Annotated in this window: 16 protein-coding genes; 6 read left to right on the top strand and 10 right to left on the bottom strand. The window is 56.9% G+C overall.

The annotated features are described in order from the left end of the window. Positions 1–6 precede the first annotated feature (6 nt). Positions 7–990, bottom strand: a complete 984-nt coding sequence (locus CA948_RS00340) for an ABC transporter substrate-binding protein (protein WP_108727016.1) — start codon at positions 988–990, stop codon at positions 7–9. A 120-nt stretch (positions 991–1,110) separates the two neighbouring features. Here CA948_RS00340 and CA948_RS00335 point away from each other — a divergent pair, with 120 nt between their 5' ends. After that, positions 1,111–1,992 (top strand): LysR family transcriptional regulator, encoded by an 882-nt coding sequence (locus tag CA948_RS00335; RefSeq protein WP_108727015.1) that lies wholly within the window; start codon positions 1,111–1,113, stop codon positions 1,990–1,992. 28 nt (positions 1,993–2,020) lie between these two features. On the opposite strand, the gene CA948_RS00330 is transcribed toward CA948_RS00335, so the two are convergent. Beyond that, positions 2,021–2,947, bottom strand: coding sequence for a DMT family transporter (locus CA948_RS00330; protein ID WP_108727014.1), 927 nt, complete (start codon positions 2,945–2,947; stop codon positions 2,021–2,023). Between the two features lie 205 nt (positions 2,948–3,152). Here CA948_RS00330 and CA948_RS00325 point away from each other — a divergent pair, with 205 nt between their 5' ends. Genes CA948_RS00325 through CA948_RS00315 form a run of 3 tightly spaced genes read left to right on the top strand, consistent with a single transcriptional unit; the run spans position 3,153 to position 5,672 of the window. Continuing rightward, positions 3,153–3,881, top strand: coding sequence for a GntR family transcriptional regulator (locus CA948_RS00325; RefSeq protein WP_108727013.1), 729 nt, complete (start codon positions 3,153–3,155; stop codon positions 3,879–3,881). Positions 3,882–3,930: 49 nt separating this feature from the next. Next, positions 3,931–4,899 (top strand): Bug family tripartite tricarboxylate transporter substrate binding protein, encoded by a 969-nt coding sequence (locus tag CA948_RS00320; protein WP_108727012.1) that lies wholly within the window; start codon positions 3,931–3,933, stop codon positions 4,897–4,899. Positions 4,900–4,916: 17 nt separating this feature from the next. Beyond that, complete coding sequence (locus CA948_RS00315; protein ID WP_108727011.1) at positions 4,917–5,672, top strand: arylmalonate decarboxylase; 756 nt, start codon at positions 4,917–4,919, stop codon at positions 5,670–5,672. A gap of 142 nt (positions 5,673–5,814) precedes the next feature. On the opposite strand, the gene CA948_RS00310 is transcribed toward CA948_RS00315, so the two are convergent. The 8 genes from CA948_RS00310 to CA948_RS00275 form a co-directional block, all read right to left on the bottom strand. Beyond that, positions 5,815–6,582 carry a GntR family transcriptional regulator gene (locus CA948_RS00310; protein WP_108727010.1) on the bottom strand — a complete coding sequence of 256 codons (768 nt, stop codon included), beginning with the start codon at positions 6,580–6,582 and terminating at the stop codon, positions 5,815–5,817. 12 nt (positions 6,583–6,594) lie between these two features. Beyond that, on the bottom strand, positions 6,595–7,002 hold the full coding sequence (locus CA948_RS00305; RefSeq protein ID WP_108727009.1) for an alpha/beta fold hydrolase: 408 nt from the start codon (positions 7,000–7,002) through the stop codon (positions 6,595–6,597). 10 nt (positions 7,003–7,012) lie between these two features. After that, a complete protein-coding gene (locus CA948_RS00300; protein WP_108727008.1) occupies positions 7,013–8,608 on the bottom strand; it encodes an ATP-binding cassette domain-containing protein in 1,596 nt (531 codons plus the stop codon). Beyond that, positions 8,605–9,585, bottom strand: coding sequence for a branched-chain amino acid ABC transporter permease (locus CA948_RS00295; RefSeq protein WP_108727007.1), 981 nt, complete (start codon positions 9,583–9,585; stop codon positions 8,605–8,607). The genes CA948_RS00300 and CA948_RS00295 overlap by 4 nt, the downstream gene beginning before the upstream one ends. After that, the gene (locus CA948_RS00290; RefSeq protein WP_108727006.1) at positions 9,582–10,439 is read right to left on the bottom strand and encodes a branched-chain amino acid ABC transporter permease; all 858 of its coding nucleotides are present in this window, start codon (positions 10,437–10,439) and stop codon (positions 9,582–9,584) included. The genes CA948_RS00295 and CA948_RS00290 overlap by 4 nt, the downstream gene beginning before the upstream one ends. 67 nt (positions 10,440–10,506) lie before the next feature. Further along, positions 10,507–11,664 (bottom strand): ABC transporter substrate-binding protein, encoded by a 1,158-nt coding sequence (locus CA948_RS00285; protein WP_108727005.1) that lies wholly within the window; start codon positions 11,662–11,664, stop codon positions 10,507–10,509. A 391-nt stretch (positions 11,665–12,055) separates the two neighbouring features. Continuing rightward, positions 12,056–13,138 (bottom strand): TRAP transporter substrate-binding protein, encoded by a 1,083-nt coding sequence (locus CA948_RS00280; protein WP_203226728.1) that lies wholly within the window; start codon positions 13,136–13,138, stop codon positions 12,056–12,058. A 74-nt stretch (positions 13,139–13,212) separates the two neighbouring features. Beyond that, positions 13,213–14,052 carry a class II aldolase/adducin family protein gene (locus CA948_RS00275; protein WP_108727003.1) on the bottom strand — a complete coding sequence of 280 codons (840 nt, stop codon included), beginning with the start codon at positions 14,050–14,052 and terminating at the stop codon, positions 13,213–13,215. 169 nt (positions 14,053–14,221) lie between these two features. Between CA948_RS00275 and CA948_RS00270 the strand changes: the two genes are divergently transcribed. Both CA948_RS00270 and ilvC read left to right on the top strand, forming a co-directional pair. Continuing rightward, positions 14,222–15,127 (top strand): LysR substrate-binding domain-containing protein, encoded by a 906-nt coding sequence (locus CA948_RS00270; protein ID WP_108727002.1) that lies wholly within the window; start codon positions 14,222–14,224, stop codon positions 15,125–15,127. Positions 15,128–15,246: 119 nt separating this feature from the next. After that, positions 15,247–16,263 (top strand): ketol-acid reductoisomerase, encoded by a 1,017-nt coding sequence (gene ilvC / locus CA948_RS00265; protein WP_108727001.1) that lies wholly within the window; start codon positions 15,247–15,249, stop codon positions 16,261–16,263. Positions 16,264–16,265: the final 2 nt, after the last annotated feature.

The following is a 16,265-nucleotide window of genomic DNA, read 5'->3' as shown; positions in this document are numbered from 1 at the left end:
TCCTGCCTAGCGCTGCGAAACCAGATCACGCCAACGCGCCAGGAAAGCCTCACGATCGGCACCCATACGCTCATCGTCCAGTGCATGCACACGGATCTGATCCATGGCAGGCAGGCTTGTCAGCGTATTGACGGCAATATCGCTGCGTAAAGGACGGCGAAACGCACTTTTGAATACCTCTTCCTGTGCAGGACGCGAGGCCAGGAAGTCGTACAACTTGCGGGCAGACTCGGGATTACGCCCACCCTTAATCAAGGCCATCCCTTCCGGCGACAGGAAAGTGCCCTCTTTGGGGTAGACCAGATCAATCGTATCCAGCCCACCGGCCACATATTGATAGGCGGCATACTCCATCGTTACCGCAACCGCGAACTCGCCATTGGCAACGCCTTCGTAGGCGCCCGCTGTCGTGCCGACCACCACGGCATTGCGAGCCACTTTTTCAAACACGTCCTGACCCATCAACTCCTGCAAACCGTACAGGGCGACATAGGAGGAGCTGCTGCGTGCCGGATCAGGAATCACGATCTTGCCCTTCCAGGCAGGATCAGCCAGATCCGCCCAACTGGCAGGAGCCTGGAGTTTGCCCAACTGACGCTCATTGACCATCAACACCGTGACATGGGTATTGGTACCCAGCCAGCGTTGGTCTGGCCCCTGAAACTGGGCTCCTACCGCCGAGGCTTCAGGCGAGGAGTAGGGCGCCAGGTAATCGGCATACTGCGACAAGGTGGAAAACCCACCCGACCAGAACAAGTCACCCAAAGGTTGATCGGCCTCTGCCTTGATACGCTGCATCAAGGCACCGGAACCCGCCCGCACCACGGACACCGCTATCTCGGGATGAACCTGACGGAACTGCTCAATCACCGTGTTCACCACATCGATATTATTAGAGGAGTACAACACCACCTCATCGGCCTTGGCGGCGCCCGAAGCCAGGCAAGAAAGCATGAGCAAAGCGGATAGATAAGGAAAACGGTTTTGCATGATTATTTCCTGAAATTTAAATAAAATCGCATGGAAATCATGGTATTTATCGTAGATGACCGTTCTGTTACACCCTACCTCCACCCCCTATTAGTCGTGACCCTATCATGAGTTTTAATCATGCTTGAGACGGTTCCTCTGGTTCCACTGCGCGTATTTGTCGCCGTGGGCCGACAAGGCAATTTCACCCGTGCAGCCCAAAGCCTGGGGATCACCCAAAGCGCAGTCAGCCGACATATCGCCACCTTGGAAAAAGTCAGCAAACAGGCCCTGTTCATTCGACGAGGTCCCTATATTGAGCTGACGGCAGCCGGCCTGCAGTTGTATGACACGGTCAAAGATGCAATGGCCACCCTGGAGATGGCCATTCAGCAAATCGCCCATCAGCCGGATCAGCACGGACGGCTGCGAGTCCGCACGTCCATGCCCAGTTTTTCAATGACGGTGATGGTTCCCATGCTTGGCCAGTTCACCGCCCAGCACGCCATGCAGATTGATCTGATCACCAATCTATCGCCACCACGCCCTAATGAAGAATTCGATGTCCTGATCAGCCGGGATTTAAACCTGCCCGATAGCGAAAGCTGGGAGCTGACACGTGAAGAACTCGTCTGTGTGGCCGCACCGGCCTTGATTCAGCAACACAGCGGGCAAACGTGGGAGCACTGGCCTATGGTGACCGCGCGCTCACGCCCCGACATATTGGGTGTATGGGCTCTGGATCAGGGGATTGAGCCTTCGCGTCTGCTGATGAGCGCCACCTACGATCACCTGTTTTTCGCCATTGCCGGGGCCATTGCCGGATCAGGATTTCTGGTTGTGCCACGTTTACTGGTCATGGACCATCTACGCGATGGCGTCTTGCGGGAAGTGGGCCCTGGCCAGGTTGCCACAGGCGCAACCTACATGGCCTATGTCAACGCACAATCACCCCAACAACGTGATGCTCGCCAATTTTGCCGCTGGTTGAAAAGCAGCTTGCGGCAACGCCTTGCCCCTTAAGGGCGTTCGCATCGGATCGCTGACTCGCTCACGTTCTGCGACGTCGCAGCTGACTGATCCAGCTATAGGCACTGACCAGGGTAATGCCCATCAGCACCAGTAAAGCGCCCATCACAAAACGGGGTTCTATGGCTTCGCCCAGCAAGAAAGCACCAAATAACACACCGAACAGTGGAGTCGCAAAAGAGAACACCCCCAGGCGCGAGGCCTGATAATTACGCAGCAACCAGAACCAGACCAGAAAGCTTAGAAAAGCCACCACCACGGACTGAAATACCAGACTGGCGCCCAGCAAACCCGACCAATGCACCTGGGTTTGACCGCTGACCACCGCAGCCACCATCAGAATCACAAAAGCACTGAACAGTTGATACAGCAAGGCCTCCGAAGGCGGAACAGCAGACAGGCGCGTGCTGCGGATCAACACGGTGGTAAAGCCCCACAAGGCCCCGGCTGCCAAGGCCATCAAGTCCCCAATCAGCATGCGACCCAGATCAGTCCCATCCATGCTGGCCGGGCCTAAAAAGGTAATGGCGATACCCGCCACCGCCAGGCCGATGCCCACCCATTGCAGGCGGGCCAAACGCTCCGAAGGCAAAAGTATATGCAGACCCAAAGCCGCAAACACGGGCGCCGTGTATAGAAACACCACCACGTGCGCTGCCGAGGTAAAACGCAGGCTTTCGCCCAGCAGCAAATACTCCAGCGCAAACAGCAAACCGGCCATCAAGCCCGGCCTCCAGGCCCCTTCTGTAAAGGCCAGCTTGTGTGTCCGCACCAGAACCAGCAAAGCGACCAGCACGCAGGCCACGCCCGAGCGCAGACCAATCTGGAAGATGGGGGCCATGTCCTGTGCCGTCGCCTTGAGCAAGATCTGCTGAAAGCTCCAGATCAGGCACAACACCAGCATGGCACCACTGGCCAATGCGTCCAGTGGTTTACGTTCTTCGCTCATGGTTTTTTTATCCGAAAAATAGCGTGCTTTTCCCTATGACCGAACAGGGGCAGAGGGGGGCAAAAAATGATTATCCGCGAAATCAGCCCGAATCAAAACGGGACCACTCTTTCTTTACCCTCGGATAAGCCTTAATTGATATATCAAAAAGCCCTCCCTAGAATCATTTAAGCCTAAAAAATAGCAATAGGCATGGGAGACAGACATGACGCTTAGCAATACCGACCGGGTACGGATCGAACTGGAGCACCGCATTGCCAGCGGTGATCTGCCGCCAGGCAGCGCCATTGATGAATCCTTGCTGTGCACGTTTTTCCGGGTATCACGCACCCCGGTGCGCGAAGCCTTGCTGCAGTTGGCGGCCACCGGGCAAGTTCGCATCGCCCCCCGAGCTGGCATTTTTGTCACCCAGCACACCATTGAAGAACTGGAAGAAATGCTGGAAACCCTGGCCTTGCTGGAAGGCGCCTGTACCCAACTGGCGGCCTACCGCATCAGCAATGCGCAGATCCGCGAGCTGGAGCGTTTGCAAAAACGCGGTGCCAAGGCCCTGCAGGAAAAAAGCCTGGCTGACTACGCCACGTACAACGCCGAACTACACGCCCTGATTCACAGCATTGCCGGCAATACCTTCATGGTGCAGCAAATTGAACATCTGCGCCGTCTGACCAACCCTTACCGCCACCGCCATCTGGATCAGGAAAACCGCATGGAGCAGTCCTGGCATGAACATCAGGCCTTGACCCAGGCTCTGGCCCTGCGCGACGGCCCCAGCGCCATGCAGGCTGCGGCCAGCCATGTGCTGTCCGGTGCCGAATCCCTGCGCCGTGTCGCCCAAGCCCATCCCGAGAAATGGGAGTTCGACAAGCGCGAGCGTTATAGCTGGCTTCATGCCCAGCTCAACCCATTAGCCGGGTTCTATATGCGGCACTAAATAAATAATTCGCTAAAAAAACTACCACTCATACCGAGGAGACTTTCTCATGTTTGCAAGCCGTTTCACACGGCGTGCGCTGGCTGCGCTCGCCCTGACATTAACCCCTCTGGCTGCGGTACACGCGGCAGAACCTATTCGTCTGGTCGTGGGTTTTGCACCCGGCGGCGGGGTCGACACCCTGGCCCGCGTGACCGCCCAGGCGCTCAGCAAAGAGCTGGATCGCACCGTGATTGTGGAGAACAAATCCGGCGCCGGTGGCACCATTGCTGCCGACTACGTGTCCAAATCCCAGGCTGACGGCAACACGCTGCTATTTGCCGATACCTCCTTGCTGGTCGCTCCCTACATCTACCCGGCGCTGCGTTATGACTTGCAGCGCGATTTCACGTCGATTGGCATGGTGGGCCAGTCTGATCTGGCCCTGGCTGTTCCCGGTGACAGCCCCGTCAAGACCGTGGCCGAGCTCATCGAAGTGATCCGCAAGGCGCCCGCTCAAACTGAAACCTTTGCCTCGGTGGGTGTGGGCTCGGTACACCACCTGGGTGGCGAGTTGTTCGCCTTGAAAACCCAGACAGAACTGGTTCATGTCCCGTATCGTGGTGGCGCTCCCGCCAGTCAGGCTCTGGCCGCCGGTGAAGTATCCATGTCCTTTGCCAGCCTGGCCTCTTCAATTGGCCTGGCCAACTCCGGCCGCATCCGTCTGCTGGCCACCTTGTCCGAACGCCGCTTTCCCGGCATGCCCGATCTGCCCAGCGTCTCGGAAACCATTCCCGGCTACAGCGTGACACCGTCGCTGTTCATGCTGGCCCCCAAAAACGTAGACCCTGCCCTGGTCGCCACCGTCAGCAAGGCGCTGGAAAACAGCATGCAGCAAAAGCAGGTACAGGATGCTTTCCTGGCTCAAGGTTCAGTCGCCGGTTACCAGAATGCCCAGACCACCGAACAATGGCTGGGTGAAGAGACCGAACGCTGGGCCAACGTGATCAAAAGCGCCCAACTCGACTTTAAACAATGAAACAAGCAGTGACTGTTATGACGACTGACAACTCTGACACCAAACGCCCCGTCCTGGGCCTGATCGTGCCACCGGCCGCCGGTCTGGTGCCTCCGGAAGGCCCGGAAATGTACCCGGAAATTGACTTCATCGCCCAAGGTCTGGCGCTCAGTTCGGTAGACAAGGAGGGCTATGACCAGGTCATTGACCAGGTTGTACAAGCGGCTCAGCAACTGGCTGCCCGTGGCGCCCAGGCCGTGTCACTGATGGGCACCTCGCTCAGCTTTTACAGGGGCTCGGACTTTAACGACGAACTGGTCGCCCGCCTGCGTGAAGCCACGGGCCTGCCATGCTCCACCATGAGCCACGCCATCTTGCGCGGCCTGCGTGTCAGCGGTATCGAGCGGGTCGCAGTAGCCTCATCCTACATTGACGACGTGAACCAGCGTCTGGTCCGTTTTCTGGCACAAAACCAGATTCAAGCCGTGTGCGCTTATGGTCTGGGCGTCAATGACGTCACGGCCATGTCGCAAATCAGCACGCAGGAGTTGGTCAACCTTTGCCTGAAAACCTGGGACATCGCCCAAGAGCAGGCTCCCGGTCAAGCACAAGGCTTGCTGCTGTCATGCGGGGGGTTGGTGTCGCTGGAAGCCGTGCGTCAGGTGGAAGATAAATTGGGCGTCACCGTAGTCTCCAGTTCTCCCGCCGGCTTCTGGGATCTGGTGGCAACCGCTGGCCTGGATTTGTTTCCGACCAACATGGGACGTCTGGCACAAGCGCGCCAAACCGCCTGATACCAGGTAGAGGTGGCCCCTCTCCACAACGATGGAAGGGGCACCTGAGGCTCTGACTCAACGCATGGTCGCCCATCACCGTGACCGTCACGCTGCGGCCATCATTGCGTTTCATGAATGTCTGCCCAAAGGATCGGAAAAATCAGCTCAGTGAGCGGTGGCTCCCATCACTGCGCGACAGGCGCGTGACGTAGCGAAATTCATAAGGGGGGTAAAAGCTGACCGACACTTCCATGATCTTGCCCGCCTGATTGCGGAAAGTACGGATAATCAGCAAAGCCGGATCGACATCCTCGTACCCCAGAAAGCGCGCGACATGCGGTGGAAAACGCGAGGCGGAAATCTCCATATCAATGGTCTCCACTACGTCTCCACAGCGCTCCTCCAACAGCGGATATACACCGCCAGGCTGAGTAGCTATCTGATCAGCTACCACTTGGTACTCTTTACGCAAATAAATATCGGTCCAGGAAATGCCACGCTTGCTGCCCGGCACACTACGGTAGGTCTCCACTTTTACCCAGTCAGTCGGATCGCCATCCAGCTCGGTTTCGGGCGGCTGCTTGTCTACACAGACCGCTTTTTTATACACGTGTAGATCGGTAAACTCCAGATAGCGCTGCAACTGGTCCGTAGTGTCCAGTGCCAGGCCAAACTGCGGCTTGGGATGCTGGCGAATCACAGTGGTACCGGCACGGCGGCGCCGCTCGATCAAACCCAGATCGGTCAGTTTGCGTATGGCTTCACGGGCCGTGTGCCGACCAACCCCGTACATCTGGCAAAGCTCCATCTCGGTGGGCAGCTTGGAACCGATGGGATAATGGCCTGAACGGATCAGCTCCAACAAGCGATCGCTCATGTTCTGATACAGGGTGGGCTTGGCGCTGGACTGGGATTCGGTGTTTGCCATACGGTTTTCAGCTTAAAGAGACAGGCGGCGCATCGCAGCCAGGGTGTCACGGGTGAACGGCTCGGAACATTCACTTTGGGAAAAATGCCCAATGCTCGGCCATTCTATATATTCCACCGGAACTTTGCCTTTCTGCAGCACACGCTCGACCTCTCTGGCGAACTCTGGCGGCACCTCGCTACCGTCCACAATCACCACCGGACAGTGAATGTCTTGCAAGCTCTGTTGCAGGCGAGAATCGCCAACGGCACAGATATCCGCAAAGGCCACCGCCGGAATGCAACACCGGGCGTCCGTCACGACTTCCTGCGCACGGACGCAGAGCTGACCAAAAGGCAAAGCCTGACGCTCGTCCGAGACCACCACCTTGCCGGGGTGGCGCTGGGCATTAAACATGGCAACCTGGTAAATATTAGGCATGATGCGATGACTATGCGGCCCGGCCCAGATAGGCCGCCGCAATCTGCGGGTTGTTCAAAATGTCTTTGCTATCGCCCGCCAGACTCAAGCGCCCGGTTTCCAGTACAACAGCATGGTTGGACAACTTCAGTGCCAAGCGAGCATTTTGCTCCACCAGCACAATCGTGGTGCCGTCCTGACTGATCTGGCGAATCGCACGGATTACTTCCAAAATGACTGCCGGGGCCAGTCCCAGGGAGGGTTCATCCAGCAAGAGCAGGCGAGGCTGGGACATCAGCGCACGGCCAATCGCGCACATTTGCTGCTCGCCACCGGACAGGTGACGAGCCTGGCTTTTCTCGCGCTCCAGCAGGCGGGGAAAGTAGCCGTAAATACGCTCCAGGTCCACCGTAACCTCAACTTGATCGCGGCGCAGATACGCCCCCATCAAAAGGTTCTCGCGCACCGTCAGCTCCGGGAACAAGCGACGACCTTCCGGCGAGAGGGCGATACCCAAATTCACACGACGTTCGGCACTCATGTTCTGGATAGGCCGGCCTTCCAGCAGGATTTCTCCTGCGGCAACCGGCACCAAACCACTGATGGCTTTCATCAAGGTCGATTTACCGGCGCCATTGGCCCCGATCACGACGCACACACTGGCTTCTTCCACTGTAAAACTGACCTTGTCCAAAGCACGCACCGCGCCATAGGACACAACCAACTCCTTGAGCTCCAGCATGGGGGCAGGCTGGCTGGCCGTGGTCGCCACAACATCCTGGCTGGCAGCCGCTACCGAGGCCGAAAGTCTCGCTCCACTCTGGGCACTGGAGGAGCCCACAGGCGGTCTCAGCCTTGGCTCCCTGCCCAGGTCCGCGCCCAGATAAGCTTCAATCACCCGTGGATCCTGACGCATTTGTGCGGTCGGGCCTTCGGCCAGCAAACGGCCATTAACCAATACCACCAATTTTTGGCACAAACGCATCACCAGACCCATATCGTGCTCGACCACCATCACATCAATGCCGCTGGCGTGGATACGTTCAATCAGATCGGCCATCGCCACCGTTTCTACCGGGTTCAGACCCGCAGCGGGCTCATCCATTAAAAGCAGGCGGGGCATGGCCGTCAGGGCCATGCCCACACCCAACATCTTCTGCAAACCATAAGCCAGCGAATCGGCCTGCTCATCGGCGACAGACTCCAGGCCAATCAAGGCCAGGGCTTGCTCTGCCTGCCGCGCCGCTTCTTGGCGGCCACGGCGCACACTCCACGGGGTGAACAGCGACCAGGGCGAAGGAAACTGACGAAACAGTGCGACGCGATACAAGTTTTCAAATACCGTGTGACCCGCAAATACATGCGTCATCTGAAACGTATGTACCAGACCCTGGCGCGCCAAAGACTCCACCGGGTGACCCGTAATGGCGACGCCGTCCATGGTGACACCCCCCGCGCTAGGCTTGGTGGCACCGGCAATCAGATTGAACAGCGTGGTTTTACCCGCACCGTTAGGGCCAATCACGCCGGTAATCTGGCCGGGGACCGTGCTAAAGGACACCTCATCCACCGCACGGATGCCACCAAAATGTCGGCTAAGGCCATGGACACTCAATTGCACGCTCATGTAACCTCCTTGCGCGCGCCGCGCCTTTTGCGCCACACACCAGCCAGACCTTGCGGCATGAACAAGAGCAACAGAACCAAGGTCAGCCCATAGATCAGACGCTGGTACTGCAGCAAGTCGCGCAACAGCTCGGGCAGGGGGATCAAAATCGCGGCTCCCACCACGGCACCGGCCAGGGCACCCACACCACCGAGCACATTCATGATGACAACGTCCACGGCGGTCCAAAAGCCAAAGGCATCAGGCGAGATATACCCTTTGTAATGGGCGTACAGACTGCCCGTCCAGCCGGCAATCAGGGCGCTAAGGACAAACACGCTGACCCGAAAACGCAGCACATTCAAACCACCGGAGCGCACCAGTTGCTCGTTCTGATGCAAAGAGTCCGCCACCATACCCCATTCGCGGCGATACAAGGCTCGCAGCACGAAGTACACCACCAAGGCAAAGCTGACCGTCACCAGATAGATACCGTAACGCCCCTCAGGAATCGGCAAGCTGTCATGCAAGGACGGAATCTGCCCAAAGCCGTTATTGCCACCAAACAGTTCGTGGAACTCGACAAAGCACAGCACCACGGCTTCGCCCAGCGCGAAGGTCAAGAGCGCAAAATGCACACCCTTGATACGCATAAAAACAGGGCCGGTGATCACAGCTAACGCTGCCGTCAGTACTCCGGCGCCCAAAAACGCGGCTGGAAAAGACCAACCATAATCTCGACTGAGAATGGCCGAGGCATAGGCCCCCAACCCAAACAAAGCGCCATGCGCCAGCGAAAGCTGACCGATGCGCAAGACCAGATTCATACTCATGGCCAGGCAGGCGTACAGCGACACCATGATGGCCAGATGCAGAGCAAAACGCGGCTGTCCCGCCCATAACGGCCAACCCAGCAACACCACTACCACCACGACATGCCAGGCCCATTGCACAGCGCCATCGCGCGGATAAAAAGAAGCAGTTTTGATCGCGCTCATGACGACCTCCCCATCAAACCACGGGGTTTGACCAACAACACGGCCATCACAACCAGAAAGGACAGCATGGTGGCCACTGTCGCGTTATAGAAGGTGGACGCCACCGCCTCGGTAACACTCAGAATGAAGGCGGCAACCACCGCACCGGGCAAGCTGCCCAGCCCCCCCAGAACCACAATGATGAACGCCTTCACCACCACGGCTTCGCCCATATATGGATGCACGGTGTAGACCGGTGCCATCAAGGCGCCCGACAAACCGGCCAGGCCAGAGCTCAAGGCAAAGGTAAAAGCCATGATCTTCCAGGAGCTGACACCTTGCAGACGGGCCACTTCCCGGTCCTGCGCCACCGCCCGTATCGTCATGCCAATACGGGTCCGCTCGATCAGGAAGTAAAAGCCCGCCAACGCCAAAATACTCATGCCTACGATCAGCAATTGATCCTCGGCGAAAAAGGCTTGCCCAATTTGCAAGGCGCCTTCCACCGGGCGAGGGACCGACTGGTCATCCACCGAGAACAGCAACGAGATCCCGACCTGCAAGGTAATGGCCAAGGCCAGGGACATGATCATGCCGCCCATCTCGTCACCCACAAATCGCCGGAACAGGCCACGCTCGGCCAGCAAACCCAGGAGCCCCACCAATACGGCCGCTGCCGCGATAGAGGACAGGTAGGACCAACCAAACTGACCATAAAACACATACATGGCGTAGGCGCCCAGCATGTAGAACTCGCCGTGGGCGAAGTTCACCACCCGCAATATGCCAAACACCAGAGTGAAACCCAGGGCAACCAGGGCATACACAAACGTGGACATCAGGGCGATGATGGCGATTTGGATTGCGATCTGCATAATTGCTAACCATAGTAAAGTGCACTCCACCCCGGTGGCGCAGTGCGTACTGAAGCAAAACCGGGCACTAGGGGACGTCAAACTTGCTGATGACCTTGGCCTTGCCACCTTCGATCACACCCAGGTAGGCCGGGGTCGCAATCTGGTGGTTCACGCCATAAACATCCTTTCCACCCCAAACAATCGCGCCTTGAATGCCATCAAAGCTGCTATGCGCTTGAATGCGGGCACGTACGGCATCGGTATCGTCCACCGTGCCGGCCTCGTTAATGGCCTTGAACAGCAGGCGGGTGGCATCGTAAAAGTAGAAAACGAAGTCATCCATACTGTTGCTGTGGATCTTGGCGTACGCCTGGCTCAACTTCTGATAGGGCTCGCTGGACGGATCGGCAGACAAATACACCAAAGTCCCTTCCGCATTGTTCGCACCGGCAGACTTCACAGTTTCGGCCACGTTATTGCCACCAAACTTGGTGAACTGGCCCTTGAACCCCATTTCACGTGCCTGACGGATCACAATACCGGCCGGGCCTGGTGGCACTGTATCGAGCTCGATAAAGTCCACATTCTTGGCCACCATGCTGGTGAGCAAGGTGCGAAAGTCGTTTTGCGAACGCTCAAAGAACTTGGCCTCGGCCACGTCATAACCGGCGTCCTTATAGGCAGCGGTCTGGATCTTTTGTGTGCTCCAGCCGGTCGCATCGTTGGGCGACAAGATCGCCAGACGCTTGAGTTCCGGGCGTTCCTGTTTCAACCAGCCAATCAACTGGCGGTTGTATTCATACTGGGTGGGCAAAACGCGAAACATGTACTGTGTATTGGCATCCAGCACTTCGGTCGAGTAGCTGTTGGACAGCATGATGATCTTGTTGCGTTCGGTAAGAGGCTTCATGGCCATGACCGAGGCCGAGCCAATCGGCCCGATGATGTATTTCACCTCGTCCTGATCAATCAGGCGGTGGGTCGCCGTGACCGCATCGGCTGCTTTGTAATGGTCATCGTAGGTCAGCACTTGGACCTTGTATTTCTTGTCGCCCACGTCCAGACCACCGGCCTGATTGATTTCATCCACGGCGATTTTCACGCCACCATCAATGGCTAGACCCCAGGACGCCCCTGGACCTGTCATACCGCCCACTACACCCAGCTTGAGCGTTTCAGCCTGGGCGCCCAGCGCGGCCACCATCCCTGCTGCTGCCAGTACACCCCGAATCCTGTTTTTCATGGGTTTATCTCTATTAATTGACCGGACATAATTATTATTTAACTCGAGAAACATGATAGTGCGGCCATTCTTGTCTATGTGAACATGGTTAGATAATGATCTTAAAACCAGTATTCATGGGAGTTTACGCCTAAATTCTAGGGAAAATACCGACAAAATATGTCTTTTTAATTGTGCGGACTTTATGTTATACATTCATATAAAAAAGTAATGGCTTACCTAACTACCCAAGCAATCTTCCGCATCCACACAGCCTGCCAGCGGACAAAAAAAACCCCTACAGGGGCGTTTTTTGCCGGGGGCACCAAGCCTTGGGACGGCTACGGCGGACAAAAAAAACCGCTTTCCATCACAGAAAGCGGCCGTCAGTCCTACTACTGCTGCCTGTCATTTATAGAGACACGGACTGCATGTACTGGTCAAACCTTGCCTCAGCAAAGCGAAACCAAAGCAATTCATCTTTTTGAAAAGCACGATAATCGGCATAGATGGTGCGCCATTGCGGATTGCTTTCGTTCAACTCCGCATACAGTTCCTGACTAGCCTTAAATGAAACATCCAACACTTCTTTAGAAAACGGCAGCACTTTGGCTCCCATACCAACCAGCTCCTTCAAGGCTCCCGGATTACGGGCATCGTATTTCGCCTGCATATCCAGATGCGCATACGTGCTGGCTGCCGAGACAATATCTTTGTAGTGCTGCGACAAACCGTCATACGCTTTCTTGTTGATCAGTAGATCCAGTCCTACTGAACCTTCCCACCAGCCTGGATAGTAGTAATAGGGCGCCACCTTGTGAAAGCCCAGACGCAGATCGTCATAAGGTCCCACCCACTCAGCGGCATCAATGACGCCTTTTTCCAGAGCCTGGTATACCTCACCACCAGCGATATTTTGTGGAATGCCACCCAGCTTCTCGATAACTTTGCCCGGCAAACCCCCAATGCGAATCTTCAGGCCCCGGATATCCTCCGGGGTATTGATCTGCTTGCGAAACCAGCCCCCCATCTGCACGCCGCTGTTGCCACAGGGAAAGTTGACGATGTTGTAGTTGGCATAAAAGTCGCGCGTCAGCTTCAAGCCATTGCCGTGGTACATCCAGGCCGTCAGCTGGCGAGAGTTCATGCCAAAGGGAATGGCACAGCTCAAGGCAAACGCTTCATTCTTGCCAAAGAAATAGTAGGGCGCCGTGTGGGCCGCTTCCACCGAGTTTTGTTCCAGCGCATCGACCACACCCATGGCCGGCATCAACTCCCCGCCCGCATGCACGGAGATATTGAACTTGCCATCGCTTAGCTCACGCACTTTCTGCGCAAAGACTTCCCCGCCGCCATAGATCGTATCCAGGTGCTTGGGAAAGCTTGATGCCAGTCGCCAGCGCAAATTCTCTTGCGCCTTGACCACCGCAGGGGCCATGCCACTGGCCACAATGCCGGCCAGGCCGGTCAGTTTCAGCATTGCTCGTCGTTCCACGCTTGTGTCTCCTCGTTTTATTTATGCAAAGCCAGCAGCTTGCCCCCAACGGATCAAGCTGCCTGCGGGACGGGTCAATCAAACATATCGGGTTGGGTGCGCAACAGGTTTTCCCAGATAGGCTGAAAATGCAGCCAACCAATGTATTCGCTCCCTACGTGCTCGCGACTGTAGCGAGCGCGTTCGGGGGTCACCAATGTGGGTGTGATGCCCGTTGCGGCAATCATCAATTGCTGCTGGCAGCAACGCTCCAACGCAATAAACCAAAACGCGGCCGCTTCAATGCTGTGACGGCTGGCGGTCAGCAAGCCATGGTTCTGGTGAATGGCCGCTTTGACGCCCTCAAAAGCATTAGCCACTTTGTGGCCGGCTTTGGTTTCCACGGCAACCTGACCCGCTTCTTCACGAATGACGACATGGTCTTCAAAAAAGGCGGCGGCATCCTGCGTAATGGGCAGGATTTCCTGGCCCAGCGAGGCAAAAGCGGTGCCGTAGACGGTATGCGCATGACACATCGCCACAATGTCAGGATGAGCCTCATGCACAGCGGCATGGAGCACAAAACCAGCACGGTTCAGGGCGTAGTCTCCTTCCACAACCTTGCCTTCATGGTCAGCCAGGATCAGGTTCGAAACCTTCACGTCAGCAAAGTGCACGGCCATCGGATTGGTCCAGTACAAGCTGGGGTGCTCGGGGTCACGGATGGTCAGATGGCCTGCAAAACCATAGTCCAAACCATGCAGGGCGAAGGCACGGCAGGCAGCCACCAGGCGCTGCTTCAAATGTGTGCGTGCCTCTTCAAAAGAATCAAACTGGGGTTCTTCCGGGTAGATCAGGCCCTGCTGCTCGGGCTGATAAATCGACTTTCGGCCCGTCATGGCCAAAATTTCATTGATATCGGGTTTAGCGTTCATGGGAAGGTCTCCTTCGAGTTCGGCAAGGTGTTGCGTTGCCCGCACGCCAGCCCATCGAGCGCAACGTACGGGTGAAACGTAAAACCATGGTAGAGGTCGAAAACCATGAATGACAAACGAAGCTTTTTCAGCTATTGATTAAAAATATTCACCTTTTTAAGGCACCTTCATGCGAGCCATCCCTAATTTCGCCTGGCTACGAGCCTTTGAATCCGCTGCCCGGCTAGAAAATTTCAGCCTGGCCGCCGATGAGCTGCACCTGACTCCTTCCGCGATCAGCCATCAGGTCAAGAGCCTGGAAACTCATCTGGGGCGCAGCCTGTTCGTGCGACATAATCGGCGTGTCAGCCTGAACAGCCAGGGCCAGGAGTTCTATCGGGAATTGACCCCCTTGCTGGACAAACTGGCCCGGCTTTGCGAGGACACACAGGACGAGAACGGGGACACGCCCGCCTTGACCGTGCATTGCGCCCCTAGCCTGGCGGTGAAATGGCTAGGGCCACGTCTGCATGCCTTCATGCGGGAGCATCCTGGTCTGGCCATCCATCTGCGCACGGACGCCACACCGCCCGATCTGCACCAGTCCACCGACATTGATTGCGTGATCAGCTACGGACACGCCCCCAGCCACGATCCCCGGTTGGTGGTGGAGTCACTGCATCCTGAACCCTTGTTGCCTTTATGCTCGCCCAAACTCTATGCCGATCTGGCGTTGCACCAGCCCTGGTATCTGCATTTGCCCTTGATCGATTCCACCGTCAGCCCGGTTAGCTGGGCCGACTGGTTTGGCAGCAATGGCCTGGCTGCCTCACCCGGCCCACGCCTGTCCTTTGATCGCGGTGCCATGGCAGTCGCTGCCGCGGTGGACCGGTTGGGCGTCTGCCTGGAAACACCGCGTTTTGCCGAACGCGAACTGGATAATCGGGAACTGATTATCTTGCCCGCCCCCAATGGTCGCAGCCTGCAACGCGAGATGCATTTTCTCTACTACCGCAATCACCGTGACACGCTCAAACGCGTGGAACACTTGCGTGAATGGCTGCTGCGCGAGGCCAGCCTGACCCCGATGCGCTAAGCAATATTGCTGCCCTAGGGATTTCCCCCGACCTGCCAATTTTTCCTTGACACCTCGAATATTGCCCCACAATACTGAACTCTGTATACAGAACACAGAATTCATCAAAAGGAGGCAGTATGAAGGTGTTTTATGACAAGGACGGCGATCTGGCCCTGGTGCAGCAACGCCGGGTTGCCATCATCGGCTACGGCTCCCAAGGTCATGCACATGCATTGAATCTGCGCGATTCTGGCGTGAAAGTGGTCGTGGGCTTGCGCCCCAACAGTGCATCACGTCAAAAGGCCACCACTGCCGGTCTGGCTGTGGCCGATATCCCGTCTGCCGTTCAACAAGCCGACATCGTGATGATGTTGCTGCCTGACGAGGATATTGCCCGCGTCTATGAGCAGGACGTCGCCCCTCATATTCGCACCGGTGCTGCGCTGGGCTTTGCCCACGGTTTCAACATCCATTACGGCCAGATCCAACCCCGCGACGACCTGGACATCATCATGGTCGCCCCCAAGGCACCCGGCCACACGGTGCGCTCCACCTATGTGCAAGGCGGCGGGGTTCCCCACCTGATCGCCATTCATGCCGACCGTTCCGGCCAGGCTCGTGATTTGGCCTTGTCCTACGCCATTGCCAATGGCGGCGGGCGCTCTGGCGTCATCGAAACCGATTTTCGTGAAGAAACCGAAACGGATTTGTTTGGCGAGCAGGCCGTGCTCTGTGGCGGCATGGTGGATCTGGTCAAGTGTGGCTTTGAAACCTTGGTCGAGGCGGGCTATGCCGAAGAAATGGCCTATTTCGAATGCCTGCATGAACTCAAGCTGATTGTGGATCTGCTGTACGAGGGTGGCATCGCCAACCTGAACTACAGCATCTCCAACAATGCCGAGTTTGGCGAATACCAGGCCGGTCCGCGCATCGTGACCGAAGACACACGCCAGGCCATGAAAGCCTTGCTGCGCGACATCCAGGACGGCACCTATGCCAAGAATTTCATCCTGGAAAGCCGTGCCGGCCAACCCTCTTTGAATGCCCATCGACGTCTGAACCAGCGCCACCGTCTTGAAATCGTCGGCGAGCAACTGCGCGCCATGATGCCCTGGATCAGCGCCCAGGCGCTGGTCGACCGAAACGTAGCCTGACC

The sequence above is a fragment of the Alcaligenes aquatilis genome, from assembly GCF_003076515.1.
Classification (GTDB): Bacteria; Pseudomonadota; Gammaproteobacteria; order Burkholderiales; family Burkholderiaceae_B; genus Alcaligenes; species Alcaligenes aquatilis.
Note: the sequence above shows the minus strand (reverse complement) of the source record. Positions and strands in the feature narration are given on the sequence as shown.